Source organism: Vibrio sp. 10N.222.55.B11 (assembly GCF_041473705.1).
GTDB classification, from domain to species: domain Bacteria; phylum Pseudomonadota; class Gammaproteobacteria; order Enterobacterales; family Vibrionaceae; genus Vibrio; species Vibrio crassostreae_C.
The window spans coordinates 50,511-69,921 of sequence record NZ_JBFRST010000039.1 but is presented as its reverse complement, the minus strand read 5'-3'; the positions used below and the strand labels follow the sequence as shown (position 1 = coordinate 69,921).

13 protein-coding genes and 2 pseudogenes are annotated in these 19,411 nt (G+C 43.6%); 9 read left to right on the top strand and 6 right to left on the bottom strand.

Annotated features, from left to right (window positions below; all coding sequences use genetic code 11):
- Positions 1 to 461: 461 nt before the first annotated feature.
- From AB4503_RS14255 to AB4503_RS14235, 5 genes and pseudogenes are all read left to right on the top strand, one after another.
- Positions 462 to 1,979, top strand: a complete 1,518-nt coding sequence (locus AB4503_RS14255) for an esterase/lipase family protein (RefSeq protein WP_372115180.1) — start codon at positions 462 to 464, stop codon at positions 1,977 to 1,979.
- 12 nt (positions 1,980 to 1,991) lie between these two features.
- Positions 1,992 to 3,986: a choice-of-anchor X domain-containing protein gene (locus AB4503_RS14250; RefSeq protein WP_050645342.1), complete on the top strand. Its 1,995-nt coding sequence runs from the start codon at positions 1,992 to 1,994 to the stop codon at positions 3,984 to 3,986.
- Positions 3,987 to 4,441: 455 nt separating this feature from the next.
- On the top strand, positions 4,442 to 4,936 hold the full coding sequence (locus tag AB4503_RS14245) for a YcxB family protein (protein WP_372115178.1): 495 nt from the start codon (positions 4,442 to 4,444) through the stop codon (positions 4,934 to 4,936).
- Positions 4,937 to 5,691: 755 nt separating this feature from the next.
- A pseudogene (locus AB4503_RS14240) lies at positions 5,692 to 8,819 on the top strand (HD domain-containing phosphohydrolase).
- Between the two features lie 98 nt (positions 8,820 to 8,917).
- A complete protein-coding gene (locus AB4503_RS14235; protein WP_372115176.1) occupies positions 8,918 to 9,481 on the top strand; it encodes a LysR substrate-binding domain-containing protein in 564 nt (187 codons plus the stop codon).
- 300 nt (positions 9,482 to 9,781) lie between these two features.
- Here the strand turns inward: AB4503_RS14235 and AB4503_RS14230 are convergent, their stop codons facing one another.
- Complete coding sequence (locus tag AB4503_RS14230; protein WP_372115174.1) at positions 9,782 to 11,593, bottom strand: PLP-dependent transferase; 1,812 nt, start codon at positions 11,591 to 11,593, stop codon at positions 9,782 to 9,784.
- A 142-nt stretch (positions 11,594 to 11,735) separates the two neighbouring features.
- Here AB4503_RS14230 and AB4503_RS14225 point away from each other — a divergent pair, with 142 nt between their 5' ends.
- The gene (locus AB4503_RS14225; protein WP_050634531.1) at positions 11,736 to 12,191 is read left to right on the top strand and encodes an Lrp/AsnC family transcriptional regulator; all 456 of its coding nucleotides are present in this window, start codon (positions 11,736 to 11,738) and stop codon (positions 12,189 to 12,191) included.
- An 11-nt stretch (positions 12,192 to 12,202) separates the two neighbouring features.
- Here AB4503_RS14225 and AB4503_RS14220 read toward each other — a convergent pair.
- From AB4503_RS14220 to AB4503_RS14205, 4 genes and pseudogenes are all read right to left on the bottom strand, one after another.
- Positions 12,203 to 12,403 (bottom strand): annotated as a pseudogene (locus AB4503_RS14220) (type II secretion system protein); the annotation flags it as partial.
- A gap of 160 nt (positions 12,404 to 12,563) precedes the next feature.
- Positions 12,564 to 12,932: a hypothetical protein gene (locus AB4503_RS14215; RefSeq protein ID WP_372115172.1), complete on the bottom strand. Its 369-nt coding sequence runs from the start codon at positions 12,930 to 12,932 to the stop codon at positions 12,564 to 12,566.
- Between the two features lie 15 nt (positions 12,933 to 12,947).
- Positions 12,948 to 13,820 (bottom strand): patatin-like phospholipase family protein, encoded by an 873-nt coding sequence (locus AB4503_RS14210; protein ID WP_372115204.1) that lies wholly within the window; start codon positions 13,818 to 13,820, stop codon positions 12,948 to 12,950.
- An 83-nt stretch (positions 13,821 to 13,903) separates the two neighbouring features.
- Positions 13,904 to 14,242, bottom strand: coding sequence for a hypothetical protein (locus AB4503_RS14205; RefSeq protein WP_017059071.1), 339 nt, complete (start codon positions 14,240 to 14,242; stop codon positions 13,904 to 13,906).
- Positions 14,243 to 14,559: 317 nt separating this feature from the next.
- Between AB4503_RS14205 and AB4503_RS14200 the strand changes: the two genes are divergently transcribed.
- The 3 genes from AB4503_RS14200 (at position 14,560) to AB4503_RS14190 (ending at position 18,360) form a co-directional block, all read left to right on the top strand.
- Entirely contained in the window at positions 14,560 to 16,068 is a 1,509-nt protein-coding gene (locus AB4503_RS14200; RefSeq protein WP_017059070.1) for a DUF3360 domain-containing protein, read from the top strand.
- A 442-nt stretch (positions 16,069 to 16,510) separates the two neighbouring features.
- Complete coding sequence (locus AB4503_RS14195; RefSeq protein ID WP_372115170.1) at positions 16,511 to 17,713, top strand: YbfB/YjiJ family MFS transporter; 1,203 nt, start codon at positions 16,511 to 16,513, stop codon at positions 17,711 to 17,713.
- A 14-nt stretch (positions 17,714 to 17,727) separates the two neighbouring features.
- Positions 17,728 to 18,360: a glutathione S-transferase family protein gene (locus AB4503_RS14190; protein ID WP_372115168.1), complete on the top strand. Its 633-nt coding sequence runs from the start codon at positions 17,728 to 17,730 to the stop codon at positions 18,358 to 18,360.
- A 407-nt stretch (positions 18,361 to 18,767) separates the two neighbouring features.
- Here AB4503_RS14190 and AB4503_RS14185 read toward each other — a convergent pair whose 3' ends face one another.
- Positions 18,768 to 18,992, bottom strand: a complete 225-nt coding sequence (locus AB4503_RS14185) for an alpha/beta fold hydrolase (protein WP_372115166.1) — start codon at positions 18,990 to 18,992, stop codon at positions 18,768 to 18,770.
- Between the last annotated feature and the right edge of the window lie 419 nt (positions 18,993 to 19,411).

The following is a 19,411-nucleotide window of genomic DNA, read 5'->3' as shown; positions in this document are numbered from 1 at the left end:
ATTGCGACCTTTACCATTTTTACTAAAAAACACTAGCCCTTATCTCTCAAATCTGAATTAACAGCCACATAATTTCTACTAACCTAACTTTGCACAGCCAGTTAGGTTAGTAGTCAGCCATTCAGAACAGCGCGCTCTATGTAGTTCTGTAACAAACCTACATCCAACTTTGATTTTCCTATTCTTAGCTACTCTTTCATAAACTAACTTAGATTGTTCTAACAATATTAGAGCACTATCCCCCTCCTTTTGAAAATAAGGACATAACTTCCGCAATCCAGAAACTGCGATCGCACTCTTCCTATTTTGAAAAAAAATAGAGCAGCAGTTTTATCAATTGAGTAATAAGCCGAAATTATACCCAATAAATTTCACATCAAACTCCAAGCCTTTACCTTACAACTACAGATAGAGCTTTCTTCAACCAAATTCTTGGATAACCTATACTCAAAGGTAAACAAATGAAACTATACATTCCGAGCGCCACGCTCAGTGTTTTGTTACTTTCTCCGAGTTTCGCGAGTGCCGAAGATATACCTGATTCACACGAATTGCGTAATTTCTCGATGCGTTCACAAAGCTCTGGGATAGCCCCACCGCAAGAAGTACTCGGCGTTTATGTTGTCAATTCTGGTCCTGGTCTGGATACCGGTTGTACCTATGCTTCTGGCGGACCTCTACTTATCTCTTTACCTGTTCCTATGGTCGTCAGCCCCAACGTTTTACAAAGTGACGGGAGAATTGCTCCGAGTAAACTGGGCGATATGCAGCAAAAAGGCGTTATCGGTTCTAACGCAAGGATCAGCATGCCGGTCTTCGACATAGACTCCAATGCCAACGTCAGTAATATTGCTCCAGAAATAGATATCGTATCTTTTAACGGAAAGTCTTTAGGTACGCTGCAAGGCGCTGATAACCGTTGGACGGATACTAACCTTCAAGTCGATATCAGTGATGTCAAGTTCGGCCAAAACAATGAGATTCGCGTCGATATTGATACTGGCAATACGGGAGACAACTGGTGTATGTCTGTCGATTGGGTCTCAATCGAGTTTGATGTTGCCATTCCTGTGATTCTTGCTCATGGCATTGCTGCACAATCAGACACTTGGGATGATGATACGGCTCCAGGCGTGCTTTCTACACTTGATGACTATGGCATTCGTTATACTCGTTTCTCTGCTGACAAAAATGGAACCACAGCGACTAACGCTAATATCTTGAACAACAAAATTCAGGGTTTTCTCGATGAGTTGAAATCCGACAAAGTTCACGTCATTGCACACAGTAAAGGCGGGCTAGATACCCAAAACCTCAAAGCACTTAGCCCTTCCTTTGAGATAACCTCCCTTTCTACTTTCTCCACACCTCACCTTGGTAGCGTCGCAGCAGATTTGTCGGTGATAAAAATGGACCACTACGCCGATATCTACAGTAACGTCAGTACCGATCCAAATAATTACGCTGGCAAGTACATGCAACTCCCAAATATTCCGTTTGCGGGTCCTAAAATGCCTGGTATCCGTGATCTAACAACGGATACAGCATCAAACGCGATCCAAATGCGTACTCGCGGCAATATTGCAAATACATTTTCTATTGGGGCAAATGCCGATCTCAACCAAGACGGTGTTATTGAGAAAGATCCTGATATCGTTGGCCTATTCCCATGGGGATCGCGTTGGGCAGGCGTTACCGCTTGGCAGGCGCTAAGAAGCTTTAGTTCTGCGGCCTACCTCGATACTCAAACTCAACCGGTCACAATGCCAAGTGTGCATGGACCACAAGCTCATCCAATCACCATAGTCAGTTACCAAGCCATTCAAACAGTACCGCAAGAAAATGATGTTGTTGTGACCTTGGCAAGCGCTAACCCAAGTTATACCAATGCATTGGGTAACGTATTGGCTAACCACTCAACAATGAAAACGGGACAAAACGTTGAACGTTTTCTACAACAAATTATTTCAATGCGCTAAGGAGTGGCCACAATGAAATTCATCAAGCAATTAGTGATGGTGTTCAGTCTTTTCTGTACCTTCATCACACCGGCTATCGCCAGTAATGCAATACCCGTTGGGATGAGTACAAGCACGACACTATCTCAACCAGTGACTAGTAACGATAACGAAGTCACAATGCTATTTACCATCGACAAAGCGGAAGCCCTAAAAGCAGAAATCATCGTGCCGTTGGATGATGCAACCGTATATTTAGTCAAGCCTAACGGGCAAGTCGCAACATCATCCAATGATGTGCAAGCGAACATACTTTCAGGTGACACACAAAGTCCGCCGCTACCGGGCAGCTATTTATTTTTGCCTGAAGTAACTAACCCTGAACCTGGCGAATGGAAGATCGTCGTTGATTTTCCAAACCCAAGTTACAACACAGTAATTATTGCTCAGGTTGCGATCCAATCCCCTATTGCGTTTGGCATGGCGATAGCTGCAAACCAATTTGTGGTCGGTGAACCAGTTCCCGTTTCTGCATTACTGACAAACAAAGGGAATCCAATCACAGGTGCCCAAACCAGCGCAGTGATCATTGATGAAGCTGGAATAAAAACACGCCTGACGCTTAAAGATGAGGGTGTCAATTTCGATGCTATTGCTAAAGATGGTGTCTACAGCAATATTTTCGTTCCACCCGCTGAAGGGGATTATCTAATTGAAGGCATAACGTCTTTTGAAGAATATGGAACAACTATCACTCGCCAGACAAGTAAAAAAATCCACGTACTACCCTCTGACATTGAATTTGTCAGCCTCTCACTCGCTCCACTGTTTTCCTCTGAAGGCTGTGTTATTGCCTTAGAGCAGCGCTTGGAACTTGATGTTAAATCCGCGGGGGATTTTGCCATTCATGGTTACCTCACCGATGGAATTGACGAGCTGAACACAAGCAAACGTCTGCAACTCAAACCTGCGAAGCAAATCGTCACTCTACAGTACTCAACTGAAGATATTTTTGGCGCGTTTGATTCAGCGTCTACTTTGACCTCCAACCCGACGATCATCTACGCAATCACTCAAGATGACATACGAATTTCAGCCCCTCGAATTCAGTTTGAAGAATTTATTGATTTAGCATCTTTTGAGCGTTGCCGCGAACCGATTGAAGTCACGGGGAGTTTAGTCACCACACCGACTATGTCGCAAGATGGAACCTACATTGATTCGCTGAGTTTTGAGTTTCCTATCCATGTTACGCGCAGTGGAACTTACACAGGTTCGGTAAATATCGTTGGTGCAGCCGGAGAGTATTTAGAGCTAGTGAGTTTCCAAGAACCGCTTGAGGCTGGCGAAAACACCATCAAGTTTACCGTTCCTGGTGACACGTTTAAGCAAGCCGATGGTCCTTATGAACTGAACGCACTGCTAATCTACAGTGGCGTTGACTCCTATCGACAAGGAGTTCTCGGTCAAACTCCACCATACCAAGCCTCTGATTTCAGTCCGCCAGTGAATGTGACCCTCCCCTCTAACCTATTCGGTTTGGAAAGAGAAAACTGGCAAGCAACCCCGGCAACACAAGTCACGCAACATCGTGTCGGTGGTTACTTGAGAGCGGGGGCTTCAATCCCATACGACTACGAAACACTAGCGAGTTTTGACTTAAGTGAGGTTCGAGGGAAAATCAAACAGGCTACGCTTATTGTTGACTTCGGAGATTCAACTCTTCAATTTCCATTCAACAATGTAACTGCGCATATCGTTAATCAAACTTGGTCTCCAAACACACTGGATTACGACACGTTCTGTGAGTCTTTTACAATATGTGCAGCATGGAGTAATCCACTTACTACATTCAACAACGTAGAAGCAGGTCAAACGCTTAGGTTTACCAACTCTAAACTATTAGAAGCATTAAATGAGAAGAGAGTGTCTGGGTTGAACAAACTAGATATTGCTCTTACCTCTTCTCCCTATGAAAGAAGTTTCTTCATTAACGTTAAGCAGGTGTCATTATTCATCGAGTACTGATCCTAAAACTGAAATAGAATAAGGCCATGCCCAAGGTATCGCTTTGGGTATGGCCTCTCAGAGTGAACGGTGATGAACTTTGCAAGCTTCATATATTTATTCTGTTAGAGCACCCTCAACAGCAGTGATAAAGCACACTAATCACTATAGACTCCATCAACCAACAAAATGAGATCGAAGTTTTATCCAAAAATGCCAGTAGTCCCAACAACCGGGTGACTCCACAGATCTATCCATCCCATCACCAATTTTTTAGGTGACTTTAAAGATGCCCCTACACTAGTCTGATAGCTAAAGTTAGAATAGACCCGTTAAGTATCATCGATTTACAAAACAGAGCCAAAATATCTAAATAAAAACAGTGAGAAGCGATACAATAATCAAGTTGCAAAATTGCAGCGTGGGACACCTGCCCACTGACAGCCCATTCACAGAGAACCATAAAGTAGCCTCACATGTCTAAAGAACCCGGTTTCACTACAGAATACAAACTCGACAAGACGTTTTTCGCGGAGTGTTATGATCAAACTAGCCTTACGACTCAATTTCCAAAAGCCTACTTAAAAGGAATACTGTTTCTTATTTTTGGTGTGGTTCTACTGGAATTTGAACTATTACCTAACGGCTATGTTGGCTGGTTCTTTATTGTTTTGAGTGTGATTGAAGCATTCAGTGTGTACTGCAAAAGAACCTGGTGGTTATGGCGACAAAAAATCAGCTCAGGCGCAGGCAGCAAAATCGTCTTTCAAGGTGACGCTAACGGAGTAAGTTACAAAAACCACAAAGCGACCAACACCATCGCGTGGAGTGACATCGACCAACTTGAGCAGACCGATCTTGGTTTTATCCTGCATATCGGTAAACAGCGCCAATATGTGAGTAAATCTTGTTTAAACGATGAAGCTATTGCCTTCATGATTGAACACCACGCCGCATCAAAAGCGAAATAACACCAATAAATACCTGCTGATTTAGCAGGCATAATCGAGAAAGCTAAATACGGAATATTGTTATATAGCGTATGTGAGCGCATATTTGCCGATATGCATGCAGGTTACACTTTAACTAGGGGCAATTTCCTTCTCGAAATTGCCCCTTCCATCGATTGCCCCTATTCATGAAAACCCTTGTTCATGTGCATCCCCCCTGTTGAGACTAATATAAACTAGAGCACTATATTAAGAGGGAGTTGCTGAAGGTTTATTGATGAATAATACATCAAAGAATTTGAGGTCACTCCACGCATAAATGATGTCTAGCGTGAAAACCTGAAATGCACACTATCTAATTCTCAAACCAAGAATATTTGGCCAAGGGAAACCAAAAGGCTAGCTAGTAACTCAGGGAACGAAACTACTCAAGCTGCTTTATAAGTTGCTGGGTATTGAACGATACCTTTGTCTAAACTTGATCCTAGTGAATTGAAAGTTTGAAGATCAGCTCCCTGGGAGGCGTCACTTGGTAACGAGAGTCGCCCATCTAACAACCGCTTTTTGGCAGCGAAGTAATTTTGTTGATCTCGTATGACTAAACGAAGACATCATGCGACGTTATGTCCACCATAAATACAAGTAACAATGCGTAAAGCAGTAACAACTAGTGCGAGACTGAACCAACGTCCCCTTTTAGGGGGCACATAAAGCCGCCTTATTTAGAAGATGGTAATATACAATTTGATAGTAGATGACCACGCTGGGGCATAAAAATGAAACGTAGCGCTTCGCTAAAAAGCACATATTCAATCAAGTTTATAGTGAGCAGCATGTTCATGTTAGTAACTGCGCTTACAGCGATTTTTGCCATGATTATGATGCATTATTTTGGGCAGAAAATGTCCCAGGAGCACGTCATCTCAAGGTTAAGCGTAGCAACAGCAGATGTGAGTGAATATATTCACCAAGTCGACAGCAATGCGATCAGTAGTACAAAAATGCTGAAGAGCTTCCTTTCTATGTCTGATCATGACTTTTCAGAGAAAGAAATTCTACAGTTGTTTGCGCAGGTTTTGAGTGAAAACCCTTTTATCCAAAGCTTGTATGTAGGCAGTGAGAACGAAGACTTCTTTCAGATCATTAACCTCAAAAATTCAGTCACCATCCGAAACAAAATGAGTGCGGATAGCAATGACCGTTGGGCTATCGCAGAAGCGAAAGGCACCGGCACTGATCGACAGATGCTCGTTTCCTATGTTGATAGCGACTTTAAGGTTAATCGAACGGTAGTAAGCAAAACGTCCTTTTACCCTACTCGAAGACCATGGTTTGTCGAAGCAGTTGAAACCCACGTTAATAAAACGGAACCTTACCTGTTCAAGAATATGAAGGTGACAGGCCAAAGTTATTCGATTCGTAGCGGCGAGGATGTTATCGGAATTGATGTTGAGCTTTCGACACTCAATGAGAAAATCGCAGCAACCGCATTAGGAATGAGTTTAGAGAGTGGTGTTGAATCGTTTATTTTCAATCATAAAGGTGAAGTGGTTGCGTCAAATATTTACCTAGAGCGCGATATTGAAATTCCTGAATCTGCACCGTTAACTCTTACCGAACCACAACGTGCGCTAGTAATGAACACTCCAGCCTTATTGGTTTCTAACCAAAATGACTGGGGACCTTACGATTTTTCTCAAGCTGGTGAACCGCAAGGTTTTGCTATTGATTTAATTGAAATTTTGTCGCAAAAAACTGGTTTAAAATTCGATTTTATTAATGGTTTTGAATCGAACTCGCTGTCCGAAAGATACTTAAGAGGCACTATCGATGTTTTGCACTCGGTGTCTGGTGAAGTGCCGCTATATGGCGAGCGAAGTGCACCAATGTACTCAACGAAATTAGCGATTGCAGGTAAAAACACCGTTCCATGCCTGTTTCACTGGAAAACGTTACAGCCAAAGTGGGAGTAGTTTTCGGGTTTGGTATGAAAGAGTGGTTGCAAGCTAATTATTCAGGCTTGAACATTGTTGAATTCAAAAGCTTAAGCGACGCAAAAGATGCGTTAGAGAAAGGCGAAGTGCCATACTTGGTCGATTCATTCCTAACGCTAGATGAGCTTAATAGTTTAGACAACACATCAGCAATAACGGTAAGAAAGTTGGATGCTCCCCCGGCTTCTTATCACATGTACATAAACCAAAAATATGCTGGATTATTAGATGTACTCAATCTTGCCATAGAGTCTATTACGCCTGTTCAACGAGATGCTTTAGAACAAAAATGGCTAGAACCTAATCACTGGCGTGGCACATTCCTACCCTACCCAGAAGTGCTTCAGCTGGTGAAAGATACGTCCAACTACAATACTATTGTGAGACAAAGTATTGAAGGGAAAAACTATTTTGCTTACATAACACCTATATCGAGCTCAGTCGGTAGTGACGATTACTTTTCCGTCATTATCCCAGAAAAAATCATAACCAGTGCCGTCAACAAACGTTTGTTCAACTCTTTATTCATTAGTACATTGTTGATGTTAGGTCTTTTTCCTCTCGCGTGGCGACTGGGTAAACCGATGACTCGATCAATCTATGCACTTAAAGCAAGAACTAAGAAGATTCGTGCACGCAACTTTGATCAAGTTTGGCCAATGACAACCAGAGTCAAAGAAATTGATGAACTTTCCGAAGCCATGATGGAAATGATGGCTGAGATTCAATTGCACGAAAAACAACAAGAAGAATTCATCGAAGCGTTTATTCGCCTTATTGCTCAAGCGATCGATGATAAGTCACCGTACACAGCAGGACACTGTAATCGCGTTCCAGAAATTGGCATGATGCTGGCAAGTGCAGCTGAGAAATGCCAAAGCGGTAAGTTCAAAGACTTTGCTTTCCAAAATGATGCCGAACGAAGAGAGTTTCGTATTGCTGCCTGGTTGCATGACTGCGGAAAAATTACGACGCCAGAACATATTGTTGATAAGGGCACTAAACTTGAAGCGAACTACAACCGAATCAATGAAATTCGAACTCGGTTTGAAGTCCTACGGAGAGATGCAGAAATCGATTACTTAAACGTGTTATTGCACAGTGAGGTAAGTAAGGATAAAGCAAATGCCGAGTTTAAAGAAAAAGTACGCCAGTTGAACGATGACTTTGAGTTCCTTGCCAAGGCTAACATCGGTGGTGAATTCATGAGTGAAGATAAAGTTGCTCGAATTAAGCAAATTGCTGAGAAAACATGGTTACGTTACTTTGACGATCGCTTGGGTTTGTCGCCATTTGAAGAAATGAACAAACCCGAACAGGATTCGTCTCTACCAGTCATGGAAAAACTGCTAGAAGATAAACCTGAGCACATCATTAGACGTGTGCGACCCGTCGAATTCGAACCTGAGCATGGCATCCAAATGCAAGTTCCTGAGCATCAATACAACATGGGTGAGGTATACAATCTAACGATTTCACGTGGGACTTTGACACCTGAGGATCGTTTCAAAATCAATGAGCATATGATTAGTGGGATAAGAATGCTTGAAGCTTTGCCATTTCCACCTGAACTGAGCAATGTACCGCGCTATGCTTCCACGCACCATGAAACACTCAAAGGTAACGGTTATCCACGGAAATTGAATGCCGAGGATTTATCGATACCAGAACGTATATTGGTGATTGCAGACATATTTGAAGCGTTAACCGCAGGAGACCGGCCATACAAGAAAGCGAAGCCTGTGAGTATCGCTATCGATATAATGTATCAAATGGCAGTGGATGAGCATTTGGATATGGACTTATTCTTACTGTTCTTGGAGAGCGGAGTGTACCTCGACTACGCGAAGAAATTTATGCCGGAAGCACATGTTGACGAGGTCGACATTCAAAAATATCGATCTGACTAAACCGAAAAGGTGTCTAGTGGCATAGTAAATTTAGCTACCCAATTCAATGTATAATCAGCGCAATACTTAAAGCAGCGACCTGATCCATAAAAAATGAATTGTTTGTCACTTCAGGAAGAGGCATCGCGCCTACGCCAAAGGCGGGAGAACTTATTGAAAAAGCCAGAGAAATCGTAATAGCGATGCAAGCCTTCGCAAGCTCACAACAATACAACCCACTAATAGATGATAAAGTTTTTTCCATCGCGGCTAACGACTATGAAATAGAAACCGTTATAAAACCTATGTTTCATGATTTCCAGAAAGCAGCACCGATGAGTTCGCTGCACATAGCTCCAGCCAGAACTCAACTTCAGTGGGCTTCATTACTTCGGTCTGGCGATGTAGATTTTGTTTTGTCACCTGAACTAATGAGTAACGAGTCGGATTTAATTCAAACTAAGTTGTTTTCTGACCAAGAGGTCTGTTTTTACAATCCTCAAAAGCAAACACCGCCAACAACGATAGAGCAATATTGCTCCAAACCTCACGCCATCATGTCTTTTGAGCATTCTCACCAAACCGAGATAGACACAGTACTTAAAAAACGAGGAGTGAAGAGAAAAATCGTGTCTAGTGCGCTGAGTTTTGGGGCGATAGCGTCTTTAATTAAAGGACCCTAGCCAACGTTAATTGCAGCTTCATTGAGTGGAAAAAGTGCTCAACATCAGTGTTGTCCAAAAAACTACTTTTTCCACTCATATTTGCCTTATGTTATAAGAAATGAATTACCCATATTCTACGAGTTAAAGGCTATTAGGTGATTCATCGATGCATTTTTCTAAGATTTATTCTAGATTGGTTTATGTTATTACTCGAAAACCAAAAGGCCTCGTACATGCGAGGCCTTACGTTTTTCATTTAACGTTTACAGCTAACCTACTTCGCTGACTTCTCTTGTTAGCTTTCCTTACTGACCTAAGTTACTGACTCAGCTCACTGAACTTCGGCAAGCTTTTCACAAACCTCTGGTGTACATCCATATAAGTTTGCATATAGATTTCATCGATATTGTCACTACTCGGGAAGCTGGATGAGAAATCTACGTGGTTGCGGTCGATAGACAATTTAGCGGCCTCGACAATATGAGCGATGAACATTCTCGGATCTTCCAAGCCAATAGAGATACGCATTGTGGTCGGTTTGATGCCTGTTTCATTAAGCGCTTCATCACTGAGTTCTGAATGCGTAGTCAGGGCTGGGCACAGCGCCACGGTGTTGGTTTGCCCTAAGCTCACTTGCATGCCGATTGCTGGCTCAAGCATGTCGAAGAACTGTTTGAATCCATCTCGATTGATTGGCGCACGATCGCCGTTACCTTCCATATCGATTGTGAAAAGCGCCGCTGGCAAACCCAAGTACATGTTGTTCTGGCAGTGTTCATAGTTGTCACTGTCTGGCAAAGCAGGACACGATACATTGATGTCAGGGTGAGCATCAAAGATCTTCGCGAGAGTCAGTGTATTAATCGTTTTTTGCACCACTCGCATCTCATACGTTTTCATACCATTAAGCACTTCAAACGCTTTGTCTGCGTCTAGGAATGCGCCCTTAATGTAGTACACATTCCAAAACAGCGTTTCGTTCCATGGAATGGTGACCTCATCGCCATTGGGTTTGGTGAAAATCACCTCATCTCCTTTTGGCACAAACATAGTCTCATTACGACCAATCACAACCCCAGCGGTTGTGGTGCCAGAACCCGCCAGTTCTTTGGTGTAGGAGTGAATTACATAATCTGGTCTTTCCATCACATCATCACGTTTTAGTACTGGATGCAGCAATGGCGTGCCTACTGTGGAGTCAACAATCACATCCCAACCACGAACGTGACCAGCTTTGCTGATACTAGCAACATCCAACACGTATCCATGCGGGTTACACGGTGACTCTAGGTAAACGTAGATTTTCTTACCCGCAGCGATGCGATCTGCGTATTTATCGGCAACCTCATCTAGGCGAGTCGCAAACTCATCACCTGAGTAACCATCCACCCACTCCACCGCGACATTTAGGTTAGACGGTTTCCCAAACCAATCTTCCAACAACTGGTAAGAACCGCCGTAGATATTGCGTGAAGCTAAGACTATATCTTCATGCCCGAGCAAATGGCTCAACAACCCATCAATAGCCGCCATCCCCGAATTAAAGTTCCACGCAAGGTACTCGTTGGCTCTAGAGCCTGCCTCAATATCAACCATATGGTTAGCCAGTGAAATCGAGGTTGGGTTAAGCAGTCGAGAGTAAATATCGTGCAGCGGCTCTTTACCGTTAAACGCATCTTCAATCCATTCTGTACACGCAAACAAATAGGTCGCGGTGCGTGTAATGACAGAGCTGGCAGAGAAAATAGCAGCCACATTATCGAAGATAGGATACGCACCTTTGGATGCAAAATTACCATTATTGGTGGCAATAGACTGGTAAGTGGCGCGCATTGGGTTTTGCAGATTGTCGAGGATCTTAGCTATCTGGAATGACAAGAAGCGTTTGGCGTTAAACCAAGCGATTCGGTCACTCTTGTCGAGTTCTGAAAGTCCATCAACCGTCAGTGCCCAAAGGTCGTGTGTCTTGGTATTGGCTTTGTACAGCGTCGTCGCCAGTTCGATAAGCGTGACGCCGTAATCACTGTTTGGTTCGATACCAAAATGTTTTGCTTGCTCAATCGCAAGGGCTTCTGCTTGTTCGTGTTTGGTGGTTTTACGCAGCGGGCTAAGTTGAGTTGAAGTATTCATAATTCCTAAGTCATTCCATGCTTGTTGTTCCTCCTTTAATTTTAGTTTTGGGCAGATGTTAAAAATTGCTATTTGCGAAGTAAGACATACACTTTGAGCAATAATATTGCCAAACTAAACTCAATATTGATGGAATATGCTAATGGATGAGATCGACAAGAAAATACTGGCTGAACTGCAAAACAACGCACGACTGACTAATCAAGAGTTGGCCGATCGAGTGGCACTGTCGCCCTCTCCTTGCTTACGCCGAGTTCGAGCACTAGAGAAACAAGGGATTATTCGCGGCTATCACGCCAGTGTCGACCAAGAAGCATGCGGCTTGCCTGTGAATGTGTTTGTGTTGGTGAAACTTGAAAAGCCAACTGAAGAGAATATGCGAGACTTTGAGCAGCACATCGAAGTGATTGACGAGGTGTTAGAGTGCTTTCTAATGACGGGCAATCACGACTACCTATTGCATGTAGTCAGTGAATCACTCAAAAGCTACGAGCAGTTCATCCGTAAGCAATTAACTCGCCTACCCAATATCGCTTCTATAGAATCGAGCTTCGCCTTTGGTCAAGTAAAAACTAAGACCAAGTTGCCAGTGAGATAATTAGAAACGACTTAGTTGAACTGTGCAGAAGGCATTGGATAGTCATCTCCAATCATACAGACAAGTGCGCCACCAAAAGCTTTTTCGTAACGTATATTTCCTGTCGCATCTGAGCTTTCTATGCTCGAACTGCCGTCCACAATCTTATTAATTTCTTGTGCGACTTTTGTTGGTACCAACCAGATACAAGCTGCAACAGAGCAAGTGGATGATCGATGTACTGATCACCACCTAACCATGTATTGGAAGTGATTGGGAATGGATCTAACTAAAGCCTTAAGTGGCCAATACAGAAACGCAAAGTGCAACATCAGTCCCCGGACAATTACAAAACCATAGAGACAGTGGCAAACTGTCCAGAAACACTTTCAGCTAAAAACAACTGTACGATTGAGGAACGCGTTTTTCTTCATCCCAGCCTAATAGCTCAATATTGATCAATGACTTGCGCTTCTCATTACACAGTGAAGCGATATTGATGATAGGCAGTTGGCTACGAAACTGCGCTGTAAGGATGACCTTTTTACTTTCGTTAAGGCTGCTTCTGCATTGCGACAAAATCGCTTCAGTATCTAGTTGGTGTGCGTTCTCGATAATTTGGATATCAGCATTCTCTTGATAGCAATCTATCAACCAAGATACAGCAGGCTCTTCTATGCTGGTGAGCACGATGACATCTTTTGTTGTGACTAATTCTTTGAGTTCAGATAGTTTGAGTTCAGTTTCCATAGTTAGCCTCATTCAGCAGCAAATACATTAAAGTCGATTGCCCAGTTTAGCCTGTGCTAAGTGGTAGCCTCTGTCGATCATCTCTTGTGAGCGATCAAACTCTAGGGTGCCACAAGCATTGCGTGGGATCTCAAGCGTGATATCGGCGGGGTAAGCGGCCAACTTTTGGCGAGCAATGGTCGATTGCATCGCATCAAACGCTTGGTTGGCAATGTCGTAGGCAGCAAAATTGAAGCTCATTTTGCTTTTTACACTGCTACCGAGGTTATCGATAAAGTGAACAACCTTCTCATGCAGGTTGCTCTCTTTTGTTGGCAGGGAAACCGGTATCACTTCCTGTTTAACCATTTCAGGTTCACCACCTAAATTCACAGCCAGTGTAAAGTCTGTATTATCACCAAAGGTAGGCGCAATCGGTACGGGATTAAGAACGCCGCCATCAATCAGCACTTCTCCATTGATAACGTGAGGGGTCAAGAACAGTGGCAAAGAGATAGAGGCGCGAATGGCATCAAACAGAGAACCTGATTGCAGCCAAACCTCTTTTTCATCGGCGACGTTAGCGGCAACTGCGGTATAAGGGATGGGCAGATCTTCAATTGAAATCTCGCCGATCAGTCCACGCAGAGTGTCGATGATCTTGTCCCCTTTGAACATACCACTCGACTGCCATGAAAAGTCCAACAACATCGCCATATCACCTTGGTCGATACTGGTGACCCACTCTTCAAATTCATCCAACTTGCCCGCAGCGTAGACACCACCGATAAGTGCGCCAATTGAACAGCCAGAAATGGATTTTATCTGATAGCCATGCTCAATTAACCAGCGGATGACTCCAACGTGAACCAAGCCTCTTGCGCCACCACTGCCAAGTACCAATGAGATCGTTTTTGCCATCATATTAATCCTTTAGTTTTAAATTCTAGGTGGGCTAACTCGCCGATTTACCAATTCGCCGATCTCAACTCACTGAATCACTCTCAGTCCATACGGGTAATGAAGGTTTGCTCGTCATCGACAAAAGCCACGTAGTCGCCGTGATAGATAAAAACCCGACCACGCCCTTCAACGATACACGCAAGCTGTGGGTTCAAATCTTCTTCAATATCTCTACTTTGAAAAGTGCCGGTATCGGTGATCACACCGCGGAGTTTAGGCAAAAATCCATAACTGCGTTTGGCTTGATCAATCAGGCTCAACTCGCTGGCGGTAGAAAAGCAAGCTGGGATTGGGCCTGCATCTTCGATAAACATAGTTTTCAGTTCTTCAAAGGCTGTAATTACCAGCCAGTCGATGCCATTTACGTGATGGATAAACATTGTTTATAAATACCTAGTTTCTCGATAACTCTAATGCGGAGATTCTATCACTATCAAGTGCAGAACGTGGGAGAAATTAAGGGACTACAAATAACCAGACACATACTATCTACAGGGTCTAATACTAGTCGTCCGACTCTACGACTAATGTCTAACCGACTGAGTCTATTTGTTTTTTTTGGTTTGGTATAAGGTACTAACAACTAAATGTTAATGAGTTTTTAATTACAAGTTGACGCATTGTTTGCACTTCATACCGTGAGTCAACAACGTTTGTTGGAATAACACACCTAAGAGTGTGAACGAAAGGAATCAAAATGAGCACTACTTTAGAGTCCGCACATATACAAACAGAGAAGCCTCAAGCCAATGAGGATGAACTCACCTATGAACAACAACATAAACCAAGCTCAGAGTTTGAATCCCGAGAACAGTATCTAGAACACGAATTGCAAATCATGTCGCCTAAGCGCTGGCGTCCAAATTTGCCGTTTAAAGATTATCGATTTGAGATAGAAGACACCATCCCAGCGATGGCGGCGACCATTGGTAAAGTGGTTATGGTGGGCGCGATTGCAGCCACCTTTGCTGGGGCTCTCGGATTAAATGAAGACTTCATTCTAGAAAACGTTCGTTATGAACTGCTCATCGCCTCTGTTTTCATTATTATTTTCTCTGGCTTTTTATTGCCGACTGCAAACCTCGCAGGGACCCACGGCCCACTTATCCCTTTGATTCCGATTGTGGTTGCAGCAGGTGGACACCCGATGGCGTTTGGCCTGTTGATTGGCGCTTTTGGCCTCATCTTAGCCATCAGTAAAGGTGGCAGCATGTTGGCCAACCTCACCAGTAAAGGCGTGTGTGGCGGCTTATTGCTCTACCTCGGCTTTGTTGGAACCGCCTCTCAAGTGAAAAAGCTTTTCGCTTGGGCTGAAGGAATCGGTATGAGCCACATCGCGTTTGTGGTGATCTTTTGCACCATTATCTTGTACGCGCTACTGGAACACTTCCGCAAACGTTGGTTAGCAGTACCTCTTAGCTGCTTGTTGGGTGGTACGATCGCATTTGCCATGGGCGCCCCATTTGCTTTCCACACAGAGCCAGGCTTGCCCAACATGAACCCTATGTATTGGTGGGGAGAAGATACAGGTTGGATGCTAGGCCTACCGACGATTGAACACTTCATGGTGGTATTGCCGTTTGCGATTCTAGCCGTAGCGATGTGGTCACCGGATTTCTTAGGGCATCAAGTATTCCAAAAGATCAGCTACCCAGAACGTACCGAAAAAGTACACATGAACATCGACGACACCATGACCACGGCATCAATTCGTCAAACGTTCGGTTCTCTGCTTGGCGGTACTAACTTTACATCTTCATGGGGTACTTACATCGTACCAGCGGCGATAGCTAAACGCCCTATTCCTGCTGGCGCGCTGCTCACAGCTCTGTTCTGTATCATCGCCGCAGTTTGGGGTTACCCGATGGATTTAGCTATCTGGCAACCTGTACTGTGTGTGGCGCTGATTGTTGGGGTATTTGTTCCATTGCTAGAAGCTGGAATGGAAATGACGCGTGAAGGAAAAACCACACAGTCGGCAGCGATTGTTGTATTTTCTTCAGCGCTCGTTAACCCAGCATTTGGTTGGGCTCTCACCATGCTGTTGGACAACTTAGGCTTAGTCGGTTGTAAAGAACGTAGTAGTGAACTGAGTAAAATGAGCCGTTGGGTGTTGCCTGGAACTATGTTTATTGTGCTTAGTGGTGTAATGGCGCTGGTTGGCCTTCTACCGGGCATACCAGCGATTATCCCGAGTTTTCGTTAAGCTCGATTAATATTTAGTTTTAGTAAGAACGCAAAAAGGCCTCGCAATCGCGAGGCCTTGTTTTATCTATCGAACGGTTACAGCTAATCTTTATCAGCGGCAACACCCTACTGCACTAACTTCAACGCTTTCATCAACGTTACGTTGAACGGATCTAGCATCAAAGCCTCTCAAGATCTCTTTAGATTAACGTTCGAGGGGGAGAGCATTCTTTGCCATTGAACATATGGCTATAGTTGTAACGATCGATATTCAGATACTCCCCCCCTCCCATTAGCTTTACCTATACCAGCTAGAGATTAGAAATGTAAATGACCAATCTGACACTTACAAAAAATGTAAGTTGTCATCAAACCTTAAACATTAGAGCAAAAACTCAGCTTAGATAGTTCAAGTTTAAATGTTAGCGTAATGTTACATATATAAACCAACAGTACGAGATATGCAGCACGTAAAACTCTTAAACCGCAACACCTTCGCTGGGCTCGCAGCAACATTAGTTGGGAACGGCATTGGTCGCTTTGCCTACATAGCATTAATGCCTGTGCTCATTCAAAGTGGGTGGTTCTCAAGCGAAGATGCCTCCATACTCGGCGCTGCAACACTGATTGGCTATATATTCGGAGCTCCTGCATCGAGCTTTTTACAGAGATATTATTCAACAGGCACACTCATACGTGCCTCTTTGTTGTTAAGTAGCTTTAGCTATCTTGGTTGTGCCTTAAAATCTGCCCCCTTTGAATGGTTTTTAACGCTTAGAACCATTGCGGGTATATCAGGTGCCGTACTCATGGTACTCGCACCACCCGTGATCACCAGCCTTCACCCTCAAGAGATGAAAGCAAGAATCAGTGGCGTCGTATTTTCAGGCATTGGCCTCGGCGCCATGATTTCAGGAACAATCATACCTTTGCTTATCTACCAAAGTGTTGAAAGTGCATGGTTAGGTATGGGAGCGATCGCTTTTCTCGCAACTGTCTTGACGTGGAAGACATGGGCTCTTGAAGCTAAACCAAACCATTGTGATAAAAGCCCATCGACGTTTGATGCCTTATCTAAGAATAAGCGCATTAGTATTAGCTACGTACTTTTAGCCTACACCTTTAGCGCCATTGGTTATTTACCTCATACTCTTTTTTGGGTCGACTATATTGTTCGAGAGCTAAAAATGAGTTTTGCGAGCGGTGGTTTTTATTGGGCTGTGTTTGGAATAGGAGCAGCGATTGGGCCAATAGTGACTGGTATACTAGGGGATAAATTTGGACTTAAAAAAGCACTATTAGCGGCGTTTATTTGTAAAGCTGCTGGGGTTGCTCTTCCACTATTAAGCACCAGTGAAACAGCACTTTTTGCTTCATCTTTGTTGGTCGGTATGTTTACGCCTGGCACCGTAACACTGGTATCAACCTACACCTTAGAAATCGTCGGGACTCAGCTCCATACGAAATCTTGGGGAGCAATGACAATGGCTTTTGCTATATCGCAAGGAATAGTCGGCTTCGTTATGGCTCACTACGCCCCTCAACTCACCAGTTATAACCTCTTATTTATGATCAGCGCGAGTGCACTGATTTTGTCGATACTCTGCATCGCATTTACATCAACCAAACAGCAGACATTAAACACTGCTCAAACAAGTTCTTAGCAAAGGAATCGCTCATGAAACTGTATTTAAACGACACCTCTCCATTCTCCAGAGCAGTGCTGGCAACGGCCTATTTGTGTGATGCTCCAATGGTTCTTGAATGGGTCGACCCGTGGCAAACACCCAGCACATTGGTCGCAGTTAATCCATTTAGTACCATTCCGGTTCTAGAAACCAGTGATGAGGTTGCACTGACCGAGAGTTTAACGATCTGTGAGTTCCTCATGCAAGCATACCCAACAGAAAAACTAACAGTGACCAAGGCTAGCGACACTCAACGTATGTCGTTATTGGGAGTGAGTAAAACGTTGATGGAAGTGGCCTTTCGGTGTGCTGCACTGGGCCGCTTCGAAGCTGAGCAAAACGAGCTAACGATTAGGGGAAAGGAAGGTATTAAAAGAAGCGTTAAAGCACTTATCGGGCAGTTGAATAACAATGATGATTTGCTTGGACCTGACTTCTCAACATTGTACCTGCACGTCGCATTAGATTACGTCTTATTCAGGCATGCTAATTTGCTTTCAGCAGAAGAGCGCGACATCCTCACTACTGCCTTACATAATTCGCCGTTTAAAGACACATTGGCAAAACTTAGCCTAGAGTCGCTTTCAAAAAAGCTTAACTATTGCGAATACAAAAATTCTTAATCACTTTGATCAGTGTTGTGTTGAACGAGTCTAACAAGGCCTCGCACACGCGAGGCCTTAGTTTTATCTATAGAATGATTACATCCACCATTTAACAACTACAGCGCCCTACTTCACTGACTTCACCGCTTTCATCAACATTGTGGAATGGTTCTAGTAGACCAAAGCCTCCCCCTCTAACTCCCCCTCGAATGGAGTGACTCGATCTCTTGAGATATATGAATGAGGGGGAGAACATTCTTTGCCGCTGAACATATAGCAGCACATGTAGCGATCGGTATTCAGTTCCTCCCCTTTCCCATGACCGGCAAGAGATTAGAGATGTAAACCAAGGGGAGGTTAGGAGGGGATTATCAGCCTATTCTCACGTACATCTGCCCTAGTCGTTTCAGGATCTGTACTGCACGTTAAAAGCCCTCACTCACTTGGTTTTGCCATAGCCTGCTGTCTAGGCTCCAGCCGTGAATGAAGATCAGCGCCGTCTCCCAGCTCCCACTTTTGCCATACGCAATTTGCTCACCATCGTGAGATATCGCAATACCGTACTTAACCGTTGAATCATGAGCCATGGCACTCATACTACCAAGCGCCATAAATACCAAGAGTGTGATGTTTAGAATTAAACGTTTCATAGTGTCTCTCTACTTACTTTGGAGGGAACACAGAAAGCATCCCTCTCAATCAATATAGCCACTATAAAGTGTGAAGTTATAGACGGGTCAAGAGCTATCCGAAGATCCTATCTTCATGATAATGGGCTCCACTTAGAGGCCTAATAAGCCAACGATACAAGTAACCCAATAACTATCAATCGCACCATCTTGATATCACTTTTAGTAAAGTCACATGAAGAAATACAAAACAACGGACCGTAAAATGACATTTATCAAATCTCTTAAGTACACACTTAGATATAGTCGACTTTATTAATCGTACTTATCAATTAACCTCCAGAGTACTAAACATTTGCGCTGCACTATATGTAATGCAATACAAGATACAACTTTGATAGTACATCTGTTGTTTATTTAGATAGAGCGTATTTCAACTA

Excerpts from the sequence above, each read along its gene's own strand:
- AB4503_RS14200 (WP_017059070.1), top strand. The coding sequence starts at position 14,560 with ATGAGCACTACTTTAGAGTCCGCACATATACAAACAGAGAAGCCTCAA.
- AB4503_RS14250 (WP_050645342.1), top strand. The coding sequence starts at position 1,992 with ATGAAATTCATCAAGCAATTAGTGATGGTGTTCAGTCTTTTCTGTACC.
- AB4503_RS14230 (WP_372115174.1), bottom strand. The coding sequence starts at position 11,593 with ATGAATACTTCAACTCAACTTAGCCCGCTGCGTAAAACCACCAAACAC.
- AB4503_RS14255 (WP_372115180.1), top strand. The coding sequence starts at position 462 with ATGAAACTATACATTCCGAGCGCCACGCTCAGTGTTTTGTTACTTTCT.
- AB4503_RS14215 (WP_372115172.1), bottom strand. The coding sequence starts at position 12,932 with ATGAGGCTAACTATGGAAACTGAACTCAAACTATCTGAACTCAAAGAA.
- AB4503_RS14195 (WP_372115170.1), top strand. The coding sequence starts at position 16,511 with ATGCAGCACGTAAAACTCTTAAACCGCAACACCTTCGCTGGGCTCGCA.
- AB4503_RS14205 (WP_017059071.1), bottom strand. The coding sequence starts at position 14,242 with ATGTTTATCCATCACGTAAATGGCATCGACTGGCTGGTAATTACAGCC.
- AB4503_RS14245 (WP_372115178.1), top strand. The coding sequence starts at position 4,442 with ATGTCTAAAGAACCCGGTTTCACTACAGAATACAAACTCGACAAGACG.
- AB4503_RS14210 (WP_372115204.1), bottom strand. The coding sequence starts at position 13,820 with ATGGCAAAAACGATCTCATTGGTACTTGGCAGTGGTGGCGCAAGAGGC.
- AB4503_RS14190 (WP_372115168.1), top strand. The coding sequence starts at position 17,728 with ATGAAACTGTATTTAAACGACACCTCTCCATTCTCCAGAGCAGTGCTG.
- AB4503_RS14185 (WP_372115166.1), bottom strand. The coding sequence starts at position 18,992 with ATGAAACGTTTAATTCTAAACATCACACTCTTGGTATTTATGGCGCTT.
- AB4503_RS14225 (WP_050634531.1), top strand. The coding sequence starts at position 11,736 with ATGGATGAGATCGACAAGAAAATACTGGCTGAACTGCAAAACAACGCA.